Source organism: Myxococcota bacterium (assembly GCA_039030075.1).
Lineage (GTDB): Bacteria > Myxococcota_A > UBA9160 > UBA9160 > SMWR01 > JAHEJV01.
Genome location: JBCCEW010000004.1, coordinates 96,144 through 114,488, shown reverse-complemented (window position 1 = coordinate 114,488; position 18,345 = coordinate 96,144). Strand labels below are relative to the sequence as shown.

Genomic DNA, 18,345 nt, shown 5'->3' with positions numbered 1-18,345 from the left:
CAGGCTAGGAGACGGGGGTGACTCCCGCATCGGCGTCGGGAGCGACCAGGACGCCGAGGCGGGTCATCTCTCCGAGGAAGGCGTGGACGTCGTCGGCGAGCTGGTCGACGTCGGGATGACGCGCGCGCAGGGTGTCGACGATCTCGATCGCACTGCGCTGACCGTCGCAGAGCGAGAGGATCTCGCGGCCGCTGCCACCGAGCCGGACCGCCCGCTCCGGAAGCACCACCATCGGCTCCGCGTCGTCGAGGCGGGGCTTCGCTTCCGGTGCGAAGGTGGGTCGCGCGTGGGCGGCTTCGATCGCGTCGAGCAGGCTCCAGAGGATCTCGCACTTGCGCTCGAGAGCCGCTTCGCAGCGCTCCTGATCGGCGCGGCTGCGCGCTTCGCGGGCGACGAACTCCAGACCGAACCGCGCGTCGTTCGGCGCCTGGACCGTGCGGTTGCGGAAGTAGCGCAGCCCGTCCGCGTCGACCCACGGATAGTGGGCCTCGAAGGCGGCGATCCGGGTGCCCATGATGTCACCAGCGAAGAGCTCCGTCAGCGAAGCGGCGACGCTCACGAGCAGGTCGTGACCCTCGACGAACTCCACGTAGGCGTCGCACGCGCGCCGCACCCCGGGCAGGACCCCCGCGAGCGACTCCACGTCGGTGCGGTCGAGGCCGACGGCGTCGGCGAGCAGGAGCCAGAGTTCGAGCCCGCCCGGCGTCTCGGGCGTGCCGTCGTGGTCGTGGATGCGTTGGATCCAATCACGTCGGAACGCGGGCGCCGGTGACTTCGAGAGGATCAGCCCGTCCTTGATGGGGATGCGTGTCTGGTAGTAGTACCGGTTCGCCACCCACGTCCGGAGTTCCTCGCGGGACAGCCTGCCTGCGTGCATGCGCAGGTTGAACGGGTGGCGGTGGTGATAGCGCTCGTCGCCGATCGCCCGAAGCCGCGCTTCGAAGGCTTCGGGGGAGAGGGCCTCGCTCACAGCTCGAACTCCAATCCGTCTTCGGCGATGCGCACCCCGGTGCGTTCGACGCGGGCGCGCTCTTCCGAGGCACGGTCGAGCACCGGATTCGTGTTGTTCATGTGGATGTAATAGGTACGGCCGGGCAGCTCGGCCAGCGCGGCGAGGCTCGAGTCGGGACCGGTGATCGGCAGGTGCCCCATGGCGAATGCGTCGGGGGCTCCCGGTCGGAGCTCGCGCAGCTCGTCGGCGACGAAGAAGGTGCCGTCGACGAAGCGCAGGTCGGCGGCGGCGAGCTCGGCGAGGCTGGCCGAGTCGAGCGCGCCGAGGCCCGGCAGGAAGACGAGGCGCGCACCCGTGGCCCGCTCGGTGATGCGCAGGCCCGTGGTGGTCTCGGGAGAGGGTTTCTCGATGTCGCGCGCGAAGGGCGGAATCTTCGGCGTCACCGGGAACAGGCGCGCTTCGAGCGCTCCGTCGCGATCGAGTGGAATCGGCTGGTCGAGGCCCACCGTGCCCCAGGCGGGTTCGAGCAGGCGCCACGCCGCGTTGTGATCCAGCAGGGCGCGTCGCACCCATTCCGTCGACAGGATCCGGTAGGAGAGGGCTTCGCGAAGCACCAGCAGTCCGAGCGCGTGATCGAGCTCGGCCGAGGTCAACACTACCGTGTCGAGCGGCACGTCGCGGGTGCCCGGACGCGGATGCAACCCGGGAAAGTCGGCGAGCTGCAGCCGGATGTCGGGGCTGGCATTGAGGATCGACCAGCGCTCCCCGTCGGCTGAAACGGCGAGGGACGGCTGGGTCTGGCGGGGCACGTCGGGGTCGCCCGCCCGGGCGCGCACCGAGTGGGTGCCGCCGCAGTTCCATTGGGGGAGGCCACCCCCGGCACACGAGCCGAGGACCCGAACCTTCATGCGGTCGTGACGCGCGCCACCAGACGCTGATCGAGCTCGACGCGACCCTCGGCGTTCTCTTCGATCCGGCGCGCGCCGTGCTCGACGGCGAGCATGCGGCGGCGGATGTAGCCCTCGGCGACGTCGACCCGGCTCGGATCGGCGCCGGCCTGCTTCAACAGCTCGGTCGCCGCGATCACGTCGATCACCATCTCGGCCATCATGCGCGCGCGCAGCAGCGCGTAGCCCATATCGGAAGCCAGCGTTCCGAGGGTCTGCTCGACCTTCAGGATCACGTCCCGGACGCGGGCGGCCAGGGCGGCCCGGTTCGGATCGGCGTCCATCTCTTCGAGCTCGGCCCGCACTTCGCCGAAGACGACGCCCAGCGCGCCCTTGCCCATTTCTTTCAGCGCGAAGGAGGCCTGGATCTCACTCGTGCCCTCGTAGATCGTCATGATCAGGCTGTCGTTGTGGAGCTTCCCGATGTCCGAATCCATCGTGAAGCCCACGCCACCGAAGACCTGGAGCGCATCCATCGTCAGCTTCGTGCACATTTCCGTCGCGGAATACTTCGAGAGCGGCGTCAGCAGGCGCACCCGGGTGAGGTCGCGCTCGAGCTCCTTCTCGAGCTGGGAGCGCTCGGTGTCCGAGAGATCGTCGCGCTCGAGTGCGCGCTCGCGGGCGATCGTCGAGTCGAGCAGGGCGTAGGCGCGATAGAGCAGGGCCCGGACCCCCTCGGTGTCGACGACCATGCGCGCCAGCATGTCGCGCACCAGCGGCTGCTCGGAGATCGGCATCCCGAACTGCTTGCGCTGGCGCGCGTAGGTGACCGCGTCGTGCATGGCGCCGTCGGCGAGGCCCAGCGCCTGCGACGCGACGCCCAGCCGCGCGATGTTCATCAGGTCGAGCATGGCGCGGAAGCCCTCGCCCTTCTTCCCGAGCCGCTCACCGCGGGCGCCCTCGAAGACCACTTCGCAGGTGGCGGAACCGTGGATGCCCAGCTTCTTCTCGAGGCGCGCGACTCGGACGCCGTTCGGCGAGCCGTCATCCTTGTGCCGCGGCACGAGGATCAGCGAGAGGCCGCGCGTCGTTCCCTTCGACTGGTCGAAGGTCTCGTCCTCGCGCGCGAGGACCAGGTGGACTTCGCCGCCGCCGTTCGAGATGAAGATCTTCTGCCCGTCGACCCGGACCCCGTCGCCGTCTTCGGTGACGCGGGTGAGGATCCCGCCGAGGTCACTGCCGGCCTGGGGTTCGGTGAGGTCCATGCAACCCTCGACCTCGCCACTGGCGAACTTCGGCAGCCACTTCTTCTTGATCTCTTCGTTGCCGTAGGTCTCGATGTCGCTGGCGGCGCCTGCCTGGAGGCCCACCACCATCATCAGACTGGCGTCGGCGCGCGAGATCATCTCGAGATAGATGCCGTTGAGCAGAGCGGGCAGGCCGTAGCCGCCGTAGGGCTCGGTCACCGGCAGGCTGACCAAGCCCGCCTCGGCCAGCTGATCGTAGGCGCGGCGGATGTGGGGCGGCGAAGTCGCGCCGCCGTCGTCGGTGAGGGTGGCCTCCTCGGCCCAGTGCTCCCGCGCCTCGGCCTGGAAGCTCTCGGCCAGCTGGGCCGTGGTCTCGAGGACCGTCCGGTAGGCCGCGACCTCGGCATCGATGTCGACGGCGGTGCCGCTGCGCAGGGGCAACAGGCTCTCCCAGTCGACGAGCTCGTCGAGGTAGAGGCGCATGGTGGGAACGAAGTAGTCGGCCATGGGAAGGCTCCTCGGTGGGGTCCGGCCCGAGTGGGGGCCGCTGGGGGCTCATCGTCCAGTCGATGGTCGAACTCTAGTGGCTGCCTGGAATCCCGCGGCGGTCTGGGCCCGAGTCGCTGGCCGGAATCGCGTCGCTCGCTGGATCGCGGGTCCGGGGCCGGGTTCCGTGGACGGAATCCCGGGGCGAGCGACGGGAACTGGAACGGGGCCAATGGTAGCTTATGCGCCCCATGAAAAGCGGCGGCGGATTCGAACGTGTGGCACCGGTCGTGCACTTCCCTGACGCCGAGTCACGTATTCGCGCGTTCTGGAACGAACGCGAGATCTTCGAGAAGTCGCTCGCGCTGCGTCGCGATGCGCCGCGCTTCGTGTTCTATGAAGGTCCGCCCACCGCCAACGGGATGCCCCACAACGGCCACGCGCTCACCCGCGTGATGAAGGATGTGATCCCGCGCTACAAGGCGATGCGCGGCTATCACGTGCCGCGCCGGGCCGGTTGGGACACACACGGGCTGCCTGTCGAGATCGAGGTCGAGAAGGAGCTCCGGATCTCCGGCAAGGACGCGATCGTCGACTACGGCGTCGAGCCCTTCGTGCGTCGCTGTCTCGACAGCGTCTTCCGCTACACCGAAGAATGGCAAGGCTTCACCGAGAAGCTCGGTTTCTGGCTCGACATGGGCGATGCGTACGTCACCTACCACCAGTCCTATGTCGAGAGCGTGTGGTGGGCGTTGTCCCAGCTCTTCGAGCGCGGGCTCCTCTATCAGGGACACAAGGTGGTGTGGTGGTGGGCCCAGGGGGGCACGGTGCTCTCGGCGGCCGAGGTGGGCGAGGGCTATCGCACGGTCGACGACCCCTCGGTCTACGTGCGTTTCCCGCTCGAGGACGATCCGGACACCTCCCTGTTGGTCTGGACCACCACGCCCTGGACGCTCCCTTCGAACAGCTTCGCCGCCGTGAACCCGGCGGAGGAGTACGCGATCGTCCACGACGGAGAGAAGCGGGTCATCGTGGCGGCGGCGCTTCGCGAGACTCTCCAGGAAAAGATCGGCCGCGAGCTCCCCGTCGAGCGCATCTGCTCGGGAGAGTCCCTGGTGGGCCGCGGCTATCGTCCTCCCTTCGACTGGTTCCGCAAAACCCACGCCGACGCCGGTCTGTGGCGCGTGGTGCCCGCCGACTTCGTCGAGCTCGACGCTGGTACGGGGGTCGTCCACATCGCGCCGGCCTTCGGTGAGGTGGACTTCGAGCTCCTGGGGAAGGAGCGCGAGACGGACCCCACGCTGCCGCTGCTGTGCGCAGTGCGCCCCGACGGCAGCTTCGACCCCGAGGTGGCGGAAGCCCACTACGCCGGTACCTGGGTGAAGGACGCCGACCGCGACCTGACCCGCGCGCTGCGCGAGGCAGGTCTCTTGTGGCACGCCGAGCAGATCCGGCACGACTACCCCTTCTGCGTGCGTTCCGACGACGATCCGTTGATCCAGTACGCCCGCCCCGCCTGGTACGTACGGACCACGGCCCACGTCGACGCCTGCCTCGAGAACAACCGGGCGATCCGCTGGCTCCCCGAGCACATCCAGGAGGGGCGCTTCGGGGACTTCCTGCGCAACAACATCGATTGGGCACTCTCTCGCGAGCGCTTCTGGGGCACGCCGCTCAACATCTGGGTGAACGACGAGACGGGGCGTGCGGAAGCACCCGGCTCGGTCGCCCAGATCCTCGAGCGCAACCCCGACGCATTCGCCGCCTTCGAAGCGGCCCGTGAGAAGGATCCCGAACTCTCACCGCACCTCCTGGTGCACAAGCCCTGGATCGATCAGGTCACCTGGACGCGCGAGGGTGAGCCCGGCGTCTACCGGCGCGTGCCCGAGGTGATCGATGCCTGGTTCGACTCGGGCTCGATGCCTTTCGCCCAGTGGGGCTATCCGCACCAGAACCGCGAGGAGTTCGAGGCGAGCTTCCCCGCCGATTTCATCTCCGAGGCGATCGACCAGACCCGCGGCTGGTTCAACTCCCTGCTCTGGATCTCGACCCTGCTCTTCCCCGAGGAGACGAAGCCCCATCCCTACAAGAGCTGCATCGTGCTCGGGCACGTCGCGGACCGCTACGGGAAGAAGGAATCGAAGAGCAAGGGCAACTACACGCCCCCGGAAGTGATCCTCGACCAGGTGCGGCTCGAGTTCGCCGTCGTCGAGTCTGCCGATCCGGTCGACGTGGGCGTCGCCCTGCTGCCGCGCGAGGACTACGAGGGTCTCGACCTTCATGGCGACGCCGCAAAGGTGCGCGTCTACCGGGACGATCGCCCCGACGCGGCGATCGAGCTCGAGGCGCGCCCGGCGAAGATCCCCCGCCGCGTGATCCAGCTGTCAGCCGCCGACGCCACCGCATTGGCGGTGAAGGCGAAGCCGGCGGACGAGACGATCCTGCCGCGGGAGGTTCCGGCGCTGCCCGCCGATGCGAAGCTCTGGGTCGATGATCCCAGCTCGCCGGCGCCCGGTGCCGACGCCTTCCGCTGGTTCTTCTACTCCCAGAACCCGCCCTGGAACCCCACCCGTCACTCCCTGTCCGGCGTGCGGGCGGCCCAGCGCGAGCTTCCGCTCAAGCTGCGCAACGTCTACGCGTTCTTCACGATCTATGCCGACATCGACGGCTTCGATCCCACCGCCGGCGCGTGCGTCGCGGGCCGCCGTCCCGCCGCCGAGCGTTCCCTCCTCGACCGCTGGATCCTCTCGGAGCTCGCCCTCACGACGCGCACCGTTCGCGCGCAGATGGACGACTTCTTCGTCTACGAGGCCACCGGCGCGCTCACCGACTTCGTCGACGCGCTCTCGAACTGGTACGTGCGGCGCTCGCGCGATCGTTTCTGGGCTCCCGGCCTCGAGGCCGACAAGCTCGACGCCCACTGGACGCTCTACGAATGCCTCACCACGCTGTCGCAGCTGCTGGCGCCCTTCCTGCCCTTCGCGACCGAAGAGATCTGGCAGAACCTCGTCACCCGCGTCGATTCCGATGCCGCCGAGAGTGTGCATCTCACCGATTATCCCGAGCCCGACACCGCGGCGATCGACGAGGCGCTCTCCCAGGAGATGGCGGCCGTGCGCGAGATCGTCTCGTCGGGGCTCCAGGTGCGCACCGCCAACAAGCTGCGCGTTCGTCAGCCCCTGTCGGCGGCAGAGATCGCGCTGGCCGACGCCGAGCTCGCCCCGCGCGTGCTCGCCCACGAGGGGCTGATTCGCGACGAGCTCAACGTGCACGTCCTGCGTATCGCCGACGACGCGTCGGCCTACGTCACCTACCAGGTGAAGCCGAACTTCCGGGCGCTGGGGCCTCGCGTCGGCAAGCAGATGCCGAAGCTGAAGGCGGCACTGGCGGAAGCCGACGGTGCGGCGCTGCTGCGCGAGTTCGAGGCGAACGGCGAGATCGCGCTGCCCTTCGAGGGCGACACGCTCACCCTCGGGCCCGACGAGATCGCGGTCTCCCTCGAAGCGAAGGAAGGCTTCGCGGCGGCCGCCGGGAAGGCGGGGGTCGTGGTGCTCCACACGACCCTCGACGACGCCCTGCGCGAAGAAGGACTCTTCCGCGAGGTACTGAACCGCGTCCAGAGCTTCCGAAAGCAGCTCGATCTCGAGTACACCGGTCGCATTCGGCTGCATCTGGACGGGGCGGAGCGCGTGCTCGCCGCGGTGCGCCCGCGCTCGGAGGAGCTCGGGCGCGAGACCCTGGCCGTCGAGGTGCACGTCGGTGCGGCGCCTCCCGCCGGAGCCGAACTCCACGAGGCGACGATCGACGGCGAGCGTCTGCAGCTGGGAGTCGAGCGGGTCTAGCGGGGCCTCTGGCTGGTGCTGGCGGCTCTCGGGAGTCGGATACACTGGCCGCCATGCCCCTCGATCCCCCGCTCCTCGAACGGCTCGCCGAAGCCCACGGCACGCCGTACTTCGTCTACGACGCCGACGTCGTCCGCGCCCGACTGGCCTCGCTCTCCGACTTCGACGTCGTGCGCTACGCCCAGAAGGCGAGTTCGAACGTCCATCTCCTCCGCTTGCTGCGCGAGGGCGGCGCCTGCGTCGACGCGGTCTCGCTGGGGGAGATCCAGCGGGCCCTGCGCGCTGGTTTCTCGGGCACCACCGAACCGGCGGGCGTGGTTTACACCGCCGACCTGATCGACGACGCCACCCTCGATTGCGTGATCGAGCACCAGATCCCGGTGAACGCCGGCTCGGCGGACGTGCTCGAGCAGCTCGGGCGCCGTGCAACCGGACATCCGGTCTGGATCCGCGTGAACCCGGGTTTCGGCCACGGGCACAGCCGCAAGACCAACACGGGTGGCGAGTGGAGCAAGCACGGGGTCTGGCATGCCTACCTCGACGAGGCGCTCCGCCACGTCGAGAAGTACCGACTCGATCTGGTCGGTCTGCACATGCACATCGGGTCGGGCACCGATTTCGAACACCTGCGCCGCGTCTGCGACGCGATGGTCGAACAGGTGCGCGCCCTCGGTGTCGACGTGCGCGCCATCTCGGGAGGCGGCGGCCTGCCGATCCCCTATCAGAACAAGAGCGAGACCCCGCCCTTCGATACCCAGGCGCTCTATCGGCTCTGGCACGAGGCGCGCCAGCGCATCGAAGGCCTGGTGGGGCACCCCGTGCATCTCGAGATCGAACCCGGCCGCTACCTGATCGCGGAGGCCGGGAGTCTCGTCGCCCGGGTGCGCGCGGTGAAGCGCGAGGGCCCGAATCGCTTCATCGTCGTGGACGCCGGCTTCAACGATCTGGCGCGCCCCGTGATGTACGGCGCCTATCACGAGATCGAGGTCCTGCGCGCCGGCAACGTGCTCGCAGAGCCGACACAGCCCACGGTCGTGGCGGGTCCGCTCTGCGAATCGGGCGACGTCTTCACCCAGGAAGAGGGGGGCGTCGTGGTGCCGCGCGATCTGCCCGATACCGCAGTTGGCGACCTCGTCGTGATCCGCGACGCGGGGGCCTACGCGTCCTCGATGGCCAGCAACTACAACACGCGACCTCTGGCGCCCGAGATCCTCGTCGAGGGCGGTGAACCGCGCGTGATCCGGCGCCGCCAGACCGTCGACGAGCTGCTCGCCCTCGAGGACTAGTCGGCGGGGTCGGTCAGGCTGCAGCGACGGTGAGGGGCAGTTCTTCGAGGCCGCGCAAGAGGATGCTCGGCCGGTAGCGCGGCGTGAAGTCCGGGGCTGTGTCGAAGTGCCCGACGCGTTCGAGCCAGACGTCGAAGGCCACCTGCATCTCCTTGCGCGCGAGCATCGCGCCGAGGCAGAAGTGGATGCCGTGACCGAAGGCGAGATGGGCGCTGTGGTTGTCCCGGTCGAGGTCGACGGCGTCGGGCGACGGGAACACCTCGGGATCCCGGTTCGCGGCGCCGTAGCGCAGGAGCACCATGCTGCCCTCGGGAATCTCGACGCCGCCGAGCACCGTGTCGCGCTTCACGCGTCGCCACATGTTCTGGGTGGGCGAGGCCAGGCGCAGCACTTCCTCGACGAAGCGCGGCGTCGCGCTCGGGTCGCTGCGCAGTCGGGCCGCGACGTCGGGGTTGCGCACGAGCAGCAGCAGCCCCTCGGCGATCGCGTTTGCCGTCGTCTCGTTTCCGGCGACGAGCAGCTGCTGCAGGATCGAGAGGCTCTCGGCCATGTCGAGCGGGCGCTCGCCTTCGAGACGGGCGCGCACCAGGTCCGAGAGGATGTCTTCGCGCGGATTGCGTCCGGCTTCTTCGACGCGGCTCTCGAAGTAGCGCTGGAACTCGAGGATGCGCCGCTGCGCTTCGATGGCGTCTTCGCCGACCGCGAGTCCCGAGAGCTGGGCGGTGAAGCCGTCGGTCCAGCGCTTGAAGCTCGGGAGGTCCTGGCGCGGGACACCGAGCTGGTCGGCGATGATCGTGAGAGGTAGGCGCACGCCGTAGTCGTTCAGGGCTTCGCAGGTGCCGCGCGGCAAGAGGTCGTCGATGAAGCTCTCACAGAGCTTCCGCATCTCCTGGTGGATGCCTTGAATGCGCCGCGGGGTGAACGCCTTGTTGACCAGGCCGCGGAAGCGCTTGTGCTCGGGCGGGTCGGCCGTGAGCATGGTGTCGACCGCCGGGTGGGACTCGGCCCGCAGGGTGGCGAGCTCCGGGTCGATCTCCTCGCCACCGCCGCCACCCATGGCCGCCGCGAAGCGGTTGGAGAAGGTCTCGGTGTCGCGCACGGCTTCGAGGACGAAGGCGTGAGAGGCGACCAGGAAGAGGCCGGTATGGGGGTCACGGTAGACGGGGGCTTCCGCGCGGAGCTGCCGGTCGAAGGCGTGGGGCTCCGCGAGGACCCCCGGATCGAAGGGGTGGGTGTCTGCCAGCGCCATCGCGCCAGTATACGCCGCGGCCTCGATGCGCGGGTCAGGCGTCGATCAGGTAGCCCCGGGCGAGAGCCTCGAAGCGCTCCACCTCGGCGTCGGCCCACGCAGTGTCGCGGTCGAGCTCGCGGGCCAGCAGCGCCGCTGTGCGGGGGGCCGCGCGCATCGCGCCCCGCGCATCGAGCAGCAGGAGTCGGGTGCGGCGCGAGAGCACGTCTTCGACGGTCCGCGCCATCTCTTCCCGCGCCGCGAAGACCACGTGCCCACCGTGGTAGGGCAGTCCCTCGAAGAGGGGATCCGCAAGCCCGGGCTCCTTCGCGACGATGGCTTCGATCTGCGTCTGGTCCGAGCCGTAGGCGCGCAGGGCTTCGAGCTCCGGCTGGCCATCGTCGTCCCGGTCGATCCAGCCGTGGAGCTTCAGCTCCTCGGTCACGCAGGGCCGTGACGGGAGCCCGCCCACGGCGATCGCGTCGACCATCGCGTCTTCGGCCATCTTCCGATAGGTCGTCCACTTGCCACCGAGCACGGTCACGAGCCCCGAGTTGCTGACGAAGACCTCGTGTTCGCGGGAGATCTTCTTGGTGGCGGTGCCTTCGGCTTTCACGAGCGGTCGCTGTCCCGCAAACACCGACAACACGTCTTCCGGGCCCGGGTCCTTGGTGAGGTAGCGACTGGCATTGCGCAACACGAAGTCGATCTCGTCGGGCAGCGCGCGGGGTTCGAGCTCGGCTTCCGCCATGGGCGTGTCGGTCGTCCCGACCAGCATGCGGCCGTGCCAGGGAATCACGAAGAGAACGCGTCCATCGTCGGTATGGGGCACCATGATCGCGTTGTTGCCCGGCAGGAACGACGAATCGAGCACCAGGTGAATGCCCTGGCTCGGCGAGGTCATGCGCGTGGCGTCCGGGGCGTCGAGCCAGCGCACGTTGTCCGAGAAGATCCCCGTCGCGTTGATCACGACCTTCGCCAGCACGCGGTGGAGCGCTCCCGTCTCGGCGTCGCGGGCGACGACGCCGCAGGTGGCGCCGTCGTCTCCGGCCTTGAGCAGCTCGACCACCTCCATGTGGTTGAGCACGACGGCGCCGTGGTCGGCTGCGGTCATCGCCAGGTGGAGCGCCATGCGCGCGTCGTCGAACTGAGCGTCGTGGTACATGGTGCCGCCGACCAGGTCTTCCTGTTCGACGTTGGGAATCGCCTCGACGGTCTCGTCGCGATCGAGTCCGCGGCTCGTCGCGAGGTTCAGGTCGCCGGCGAGAGCGTCGTAGAGTTTGAGCCCGATGCCGTAGAACGGTCCTTCCCACCAGCGATAGCGCGGGACCACGAACCCCAGGTTGTGGACGAGATGAGGCGCGTTGCGGTAGAGCAGGCCGCGTTCGCGCAGCGCCTCGCTCACCAGCGAGAAGTTCAGCTGCTCGAGGTAGCGGACGCCGCCGTGAACCAGCTTCGTGCTGCGGCTCGAGGTGCCCTGGGCGAAGTCGTGGGCCTCGAGCAGCAGGGTGCGATAGCCCCGACTCGCGGCATCGACGGCGATGCCGAGGCCGGTGGCGCCGCCGCCGATCACGATGATCTCGAACCCTTCGTTCGAGACCCGAGCGATCATCGCCTCGCGCTGCATCCGGCTTCGCGTTCCCCCGACGGCCTTCGCCACGCTCCGACAGCCGGGAGCGTCTTCGCCGCGGACGCTACTGCACTCCGTCCTCGCCGCCACGCCGAGCGAGGTACCCTGCGCCCATGACGCGCGCGCTGGTGACTTCGACCCAGTCCGGGACGCGTCTCGTCCGGGCCCGCGCCTGGCTGGCTGCACGCGCCCCCGCCGAGCCGGTGTGGGTGATCGGCGCCTCCCAGGACGCGTCGGCGGAACTCATCCGCCACGTGGCGACCGAACAGGGCGGGGCGTTCGGGTGGGAAGCGACCACGTTGCCGCGGCTCGCCGTCGACACGGCTCTGCTGGGACTGGCCGAGCTCGGCCGGGTTCCGATCGGAGCGATCGCCGCCGAGGCCGTGACCGCCCGCGTCGTGCATCGACTCGCGGACGCCGGCGAGCTGGGGCGGTTTCGCGAGGCGGCCCAGGGGCCCGGTCTCGCCCGGGCGCTGGCGCGGGTGCTCGACGAGCTGGCCGCCGCTGGCGTCGGTGCCGACCGCGTGGAGTCGCGCATTCCCGAGCTCGCGGCGATCGCGCGCGGCTACGCAGCCGCCCTCGAAGAAGCCGGCCTGGCCGACCGGGCACAGGTGGAGCGCTTCGCGGCCGACGCGAAGTCCAGCGGCCGACCCGCCTCGCTGCTCTTCCTGGACCTGCCCGCGCCGAGTCAGCCGCAGCAGGCGTGGCTCGCGGCGCTCGTGGCACGTGCGCCCCACTGCCTGGCGACCCTGCCCGCCGGCGACGGACGCGCCGAAGCCGCCTTCGCCCCGCTGCTCGGCACGCCGTCCGAGCGCCTCGACGTCGCCGAGACCCCGTTGGCTGGGCTCCAGCAACACCTCTTCGAACCCAGCGCGCCGCTCCCTGGCACCCGCTGCGAGGCCCTGCAGCTCCTGAGTGCGCCGGGCGAGAGCCGCGAGTGCGTCGAGATCGCGCGGCGCATTCACGCCGCGGCGGCAGAGGGGGTGCGCTTCGATCGCATGGCGATCCTGCTGCGCGCCCCCGAGGCGTACGGACCGTTTCTGTCCGAAGCGCTGCGGCGCGCCGAGGTTCCCGCCTACTTCGCGCGTGGAACGCGCACGCCCGATCCGAGCGGGCGCGCCTTGCTCGCGCTCTTGAGCTGCGCGGCCGAAGGCTTGTCGGCGCGTCGCTTTGCCGAGTATCTGTCCCTCGGCGAAGTCCCGGGACCCGATGCGACCGGCGCGCCTCCAGAGTCCGGCTCCGGCGGTGAGCGCTGGGTGCCGCCCGACGACAGCGGTGTCGGGGACTCCCTGGCCCGGGCGAGCGCGGCCGCCGATCCCGAGGCGAACGACACGGGCGGTAGCTTGCCCACGCCGCGGCATTGGGAGCGTCTCCTGGTCGACGCGTCGGTGATCGGCGGGCACGACCGCTGGGCGCGTCGGCTGCGGGGTCTCGACGCCGAGCTCGAACGCCGCGCGCAGGCCCTGGAGGATCCCGACGGGCCGGCGGCGAGCCGCCTCGCCCGCGATCGCGAGGCCCTCGCGCGGCTTCGCGACTTCGCGCTGCCGCTCGTGGCCGACCTCGCCGCGCTCCCCCGCAGTGGCGACTGGGGCGCCTGGATCGACGCGCTCTCGGCGTTGGCGACCCGCGCGCTGCGACGCCCCGAGCGCTGCCTCGCCGTGCTCGCCGAGCTGGCACCGATGGCCGATGTCGGCCCGGTCGGACTGCGCGAAGTGCAGGCGGTGCTGCTGCCGCGCCTGCAGGAGCTCGCGACGCTGCCCACCGGCTCGCGCTACGGCCGCGTCTGGGTCGCACCCATCGAAGCCGCGCGCGGCCAATCCTTCGAGCGGGTGTTCGTGCCAGGACTCGCCGAGAAGGTGTTTCCGAAGAAGATCTCCGAGGAACCGATCCTGCTCGACGCGGTGCGGGCCGAGCTCTCGCCGGCGCTCGAGCGCAGCGAACAGCGGCTCGAGGCCGAACGCCTGGCGCTGCGCCTGGCCGTGGGCGCCGCGGAAGAGGGCCTGGTGCTGTCGTTTCCGCGGCTGGACCTCGAGGCCTCGCGTCCGCGCGTGCCGTCCTTCTACGCCCTCGAAGCCCTGCGCGCTGCCGAAGGCGAGCTCCCGAGCTGGGATGGGCTCGCGCGACGCGCCGAGCGCGAGGGCGCCGCCCGACTCGGTTGGCCCGCGCCCGAAGCGCCGGAAGACGCGATCGACGCAGCGGAGTACGACCTCGCGCGCCTGGCCCTGCTCGACGGCAGCGACACTGGGGAGAGTCAAGGCGCGGCCCGCTATCTCCTGGGCGCGAACCCGCACCTCGCCCGGGCGCTGCGGTTCCGTGCGCGTCGCTGGCTCGACGCCTGGACCGTGGCGGACGGTCTCGTGAAGCCCGGCGATCCCGGACGCGACGCGTTGCAGGCGCACCGTCTCGAAGCCCGCAGCTTCTCGGCGACGGCGCTGCAGCACTACGCCTCGTGCCCTTACAAGTTCTTTCTCTACGCGGTCTGTCGTCTCGCACCGCGCGAAGCCCCCGAGCCGATCGAGGAGCTCGACCCGCTCCAGCGCGGCTCGCTGGTGCACGACACCCAGTTCGAGCTGCTGAGCGAGCTCCGGGAGGCGTCGCTGCTCCCGGTCACGGCCGAAACGCTGGGGGAGGCACGCGACGCGCTCGACAGCGTGCTCGAGAAGGTCGCGGCCGAGTACGCGGATACGCTGGCGCCAGCGATCGATCGCGTCTGGCGGGACGGCGTCGAGGGCGTGCGCGCGGATCTGCGCGAGTGGTTGCGACGCGCCAGCCTCGACGACAGCGGCTACGTGCCGGCGCGCTTCGAGCTGGCCTTCGGACTGCCCGGTCGGCGCGAAGCCGATCCGGGTTCCCGCGACGCGGCGGTGCCGCTCGACGTCGGCGTGCAGCTGCGCGGGTCGATCGATCTGGTCGAAACCCACGCCGAGGGCCGGCTGCGCGTGACCGACCACAAGACCGGCAAGGAGCGCTTCGCGGCAGGGGGCATCGTCGACGGTGGCCACGCCCTCCAGCCCGTGCTCTACGCGCTCGCGGCCGAGCAGCTGTTTCCCGACGCGGCCGTCGAGAGCGGTCGGCTCTACTACTGCACCTCCGCCGGCGGGTTCACCTCGCGCGCGGTGCCGCTGGACACGCGCGCGCGCGACAGCGCGAAGCAGGTGGTCGACGCGGTCGGCGCCGCCCTCGACGAGGCGTTCCTGCCAGCCGCCCCGGAGCAGGGCGCCTGCCGCTGGTGCGACTACCGCGCCGTGTGTGGCCCCTACGAAGAACTCCGCACCCGTCGCAAGTGGCAGCCGGCCCTCGCCGGGCTCGATGCGGTTCGGAAGCTCGCATGACCGCGCCCCTGGCCGATGCGACCGAGCGCCGTCGGATCCTCGAGGATCTGGATACCACCTTCGTCGTCGAAGCGGCGGCGGGTACGGGAAAGACCAGCGCGCTGGTCGGCCGCATCGTCGCGCTGATCGAGAGCGGGAAGGCGCGCCTCGACGCGGTGGTCGCGCTCACCTTCACCGACAAGGCGGCCGGCGAGATGCGCCTGCGGCTGCGCGCGGCGTTGGAGCGAGCCCGTGCGGCCGCCGATCCCGAGGGTACCGTGCACGCGCGGCTCGTCGCGGCGCTCGAGACGCTGGAGCTGGCGCGGATCGCCACCATCCACGCGTTCTGCGGCGATCTGCTGCGCGAGCGTCCGATCGAGGCGGGCGTCGACCCGGTCTTCGAGGTGGCGGCACCCGACGCCTCGGCACGCTTCCTCGAGGCCGCCTTCGACGACTGGTTCCAGGCGACGCTCGCGGATCCGCCCGAAGGGGTGCGCCGCCTGCTGCGACGTCGGCCGCGGGGACCCGCCGCCCGCGGCGCGCGCGAGACGTTGCTCGGTGCGGCCCGCAGCCTCGTCGAGCACCGCGACTTTCCCGCGCGGTGGACGCGCGCCCCCTTCGCCCGCGAAGCCGCGATCGACACGGCGATGCAAGGGCTGGAGACGTTGGCCGCGCTCTCGGAACGCGCGATCGATCCCCAGGACTGGCTCGCGAAGAACCTGCAGAACGTGGCGCGTTGGGTCGCCGAGAACCGCCTGCGCGAGGCCGTCCGAGGTCGCGACCACGATGCCCTCGAGGCCGAGCTGCGCGAACTCACCCGGGATCGCCGCACGGGGTGGCACTACAAGGGGCGCAACCGCAAGGAGTTCGCGAAGGGTGTCCTGCGCACCGACGTGCTCACCCAGCGCGACGCCCTCGTGGTCCAGCTCCGACAGCTCATCGACGATTGTGACGCCGACCTGGCTGCCTGTTTGCAGCCCGAGCTGGAGCCGGTGATCGCCGCCTACGACCGACAGAAACGGGCGACGGGCTCCCTCGATTTCGTGGATCTGCTCTTGCGCGCCCGCGATCTGCTGCGGGAGGACCGCTCCGTCCGACGCGACCTGAAGCTGCGCTTCACCCACTACTTCGTCGACGAGTTCCAGGACACGGATCCGCTCCAGGCCGAGATCCTGATGCTCCTCGCCGCCGAGGATCCCGAAACGACCGACTGGCGCGCTGCGCTGCCGGCGCCCGGTGCGCTCTTCCTGGTCGGCGATCCGAAGCAGTCGATCTACCGTTTCCGACGCGCAGACGTGGCGATCTACGAACAGACGAAGGAACACCTCGTCGAACACGGCGCCGAGCTGCTGCGCCTGCGGTCGAGCTTCCGCGCGGTCCCCGAGATCCAAGAGGCCATCAACGCGGCGTTCGCTCCGGCGATGGAGGTGGGTCCGCCCGAGGTGCAGGCACGCTACGTCGGGCTCGAGCCGGTGCGGGAGAGCGAGCCCCGTCAGCCAGCCGTGGTGGTGTTGCCTGCTCCCCAGCCCTACGGCGACTACGGGACCGTCGTGCGCTGGAAGGTCGAGGAGTCGTTGGCCGACGCCACCGGCGCCTTCGTGTCGTGGCTGGTGAACGAGAGCGGTTGGACGGTGGACGAAGGGGGCGAGCGGGTCCCCGTCCGGGCGCGTCACGTGTGTCTGCTCTTCCGGCGCTTCAAGAGTTTCCGCGAAGACGTGACGCGGCCGTACGTACGTGCGCTCGAAGCGCGCCAGGTCCCCCATGTGCTGGTGGGCGGTCGCTCCTTCCACGATCGCGAAGAAGTGATCGCGCTGCGCAACGCCCTCGAGGCGATCGAGTGGCCGGGCGACGAGCTGGCGGTCTACGCGACGCTGCGTGGCCCGCTGTTCGCCTTCAGCGACGACGTCCTGTTGGCGTGGCGCGCGAGCGGTCGCTCCCTGCATCCGTTGGCCCCGCGCGACGAAGCGCCCCCGGCGGGTTCGGAAGCGCTGGCCGCGAGTCTCGACCTGCTGGCGGCCTTGCACCGCGGTCGCAACCGGCGGCCGATCGCCGACACGCTGGGTCAGCTGCTCGAAGCCGTCCGCGCCCATGCCGGTCTCGCGATCTGGCCGACCGGCGAACAGGCCCTCGCGAACTGTCTGCGCGTGGTCGATCTCGGACGCCGCTTCGAGCGCGGCGGTGCCGCGTCGTTCCGCGCCTTCGTCGAGCGGCTCGCGTCCGACGCCGAGCGCGGAGAAGCCGAAGAAGCGCCGGTGGTGGAGGAAGGCACCGAGGGAGTCCGCATCATGACGGCCCACCGGGCAAAGGGGCTCGAGTTTCCCGTCGTCGTGCTCTGCGAGCCGACCTGCCGCGCGACGCGCGAGGAGCCCGGACGTCACATCGACCCGGCGCGCGGACTCTGGGCCGAGATGCTGGCGGGCTGTGCTCCGCGCGAGCTCCTGGATGCGCGCGAAACCGAGCTCGCGCGCGACGCGGCGGAAGCGGTGCGGCTCGCCTACGTCGCGGCGACGCGGGCGCGCGATCTCCTGGTGCTGCCCGGCGTCGCCGACGAGGAGCTCGAGGGCGGCTGGCTCGGGGCGCTCGATCCCGCCCTGTATCCGTCGGCGCGGAGCGCCGGCGAGGGGGAGCCCGCGGTCGGTTGTCCCGGCTTCCAGGGCACCGCGGTGGGGCCGCGGCCGAGCAACGCGCGACCGGGTAACCGAACGCCGGTCGCTGCGGGTGCACTGCAGCCGCGCGTCGGAGGACACCGCGTCGTGTGGTGGGACCCGAAGCAGCTGGACCTGGGCGTACAGGAGCGCGTCGGCCTGCGTCAGCAGGCGATCCTCGAGGTCGACGAAGGAGACGTGGCTGCCGCCGGCGAGCGCGCCCATGACGGGTGGATGCGCGCGCGATCGCAGCGCCTCGCGGCGGGCGCGACGCCGCGCTTCGAAACCCAGAGCGTGACCGCCGCGTCGGAAGCGCTGGCGGAGTCCGCCGCCGAGGTTCCGATCGACGAGGTCGCGCGCGCAGCGAAGCGGCCCCATGGCCGTCGCTTCGGGACGCTCGTCCACGCGATCCTCGCGGTCGTTCCGTTGACGGCGAAGCGCAAGGCGATCGAGCGCTCAGCCGGGCTCCAGGGGCGGTTCATCGGCGCTTCGCCCGACGAGTGCCGCTCGGCGGCGCGCGCCGTGGAGAACGCCTTGGCCCATCCGCTGATGCGCCGCGCCGCGGAGGCGGACGAGCTGCGCCGCGAGACCGCCGTCTGGTGGCCGCGTGCCGACGGTCGCTTCGGCGAGGGTGTGGTCGACCTGGCCTTCCGCGAAGGGCAGGGCGCCGACGCCGCCTGGACCGTCGTCGACTTCAAGACCGATCTCGAGCTCGGCGAACGCGCGCCCCGCTACGCCGCTCAGGTCCAGCTCTACGCCGAGGCGATCACCGCAGCGACTGGCGCGCCCGCGACCGCCCGTTTGCTGCTCGTCTAGAACCGGCCGCCGCGG

At 70.6% G+C, this 18,345-nt stretch carries 9 protein-coding genes; 4 read left to right on the top strand and 5 right to left on the bottom strand.

The genetic code is table 11. The features are described 5' to 3' along the window. Positions 1–4: 4 nt before the first annotated feature. The 3 genes from pqqC to AAF430_05705 are packed head-to-tail and all read right to left on the bottom strand — an operon-like array spanning position 5 to position 3,593. Positions 5–970, bottom strand: a complete 966-nt coding sequence (gene pqqC, locus AAF430_05715; protein ID MEM7409708.1) for a pyrroloquinoline-quinone synthase PqqC — start codon at positions 968–970, stop codon at positions 5–7. Further along, on the bottom strand, positions 967–1,860 hold the full coding sequence (locus AAF430_05710; protein ID MEM7409707.1) for an MBL fold metallo-hydrolase: 894 nt from the start codon (positions 1,858–1,860) through the stop codon (positions 967–969). Before AAF430_05710 ends, pqqC begins: the two co-directional genes overlap by 4 nt. Further along, on the bottom strand, positions 1,857–3,593 hold the full coding sequence (locus AAF430_05705; protein MEM7409706.1) for an acyl-CoA dehydrogenase family protein: 1,737 nt from the start codon (positions 3,591–3,593) through the stop codon (positions 1,857–1,859). The genes AAF430_05710 and AAF430_05705 overlap by 4 nt, the downstream gene beginning before the upstream one ends. Before the next feature lie 230 nt (positions 3,594–3,823). On the opposite strand from AAF430_05705, the gene ileS reads away from it, so the two are divergent. Next, a complete protein-coding gene (ileS, locus tag AAF430_05700; GenBank protein ID MEM7409705.1) occupies positions 3,824–7,414 on the top strand; it encodes an isoleucine--tRNA ligase in 3,591 nt (1,196 codons plus the stop codon). Positions 7,415–7,467: 53 nt separating this feature from the next. Further along, positions 7,468–8,700: a diaminopimelate decarboxylase gene (gene lysA, locus AAF430_05695; GenBank protein ID MEM7409704.1), complete on the top strand. Its 1,233-nt coding sequence runs from the start codon at positions 7,468–7,470 to the stop codon at positions 8,698–8,700. Positions 8,701–8,713: 13 nt separating this feature from the next. Here the strand turns inward: lysA and AAF430_05690 are convergent, their stop codons facing one another. Both AAF430_05690 and AAF430_05685 read right to left on the bottom strand, forming a co-directional pair. Further along, positions 8,714–9,949, bottom strand: a complete 1,236-nt coding sequence (locus tag AAF430_05690) for a cytochrome P450 (GenBank protein MEM7409703.1) — start codon at positions 9,947–9,949, stop codon at positions 8,714–8,716. A 34-nt stretch (positions 9,950–9,983) separates the two neighbouring features. Further along, positions 9,984–11,555 (bottom strand): glycerol-3-phosphate dehydrogenase/oxidase, encoded by a 1,572-nt coding sequence (locus tag AAF430_05685; protein ID MEM7409702.1) that lies wholly within the window; start codon positions 11,553–11,555, stop codon positions 9,984–9,986. Between the two features lie 116 nt (positions 11,556–11,671). On the opposite strand from AAF430_05685, the gene AAF430_05680 reads away from it, so the two are divergent. Continuing rightward, a complete protein-coding gene (locus AAF430_05680; GenBank protein MEM7409701.1) occupies positions 11,672–14,890 on the top strand; it encodes a PD-(D/E)XK nuclease family protein in 3,219 nt (1,072 codons plus the stop codon). Then, positions 14,887–18,330 carry a UvrD-helicase domain-containing protein gene (locus tag AAF430_05675; protein MEM7409700.1) on the top strand — a complete coding sequence of 1,148 codons (3,444 nt, stop codon included), beginning with the start codon at positions 14,887–14,889 and terminating at the stop codon, positions 18,328–18,330. The genes AAF430_05680 and AAF430_05675 overlap by 4 nt, the downstream gene beginning before the upstream one ends. Positions 18,331–18,345: the final 15 nt, after the last annotated feature.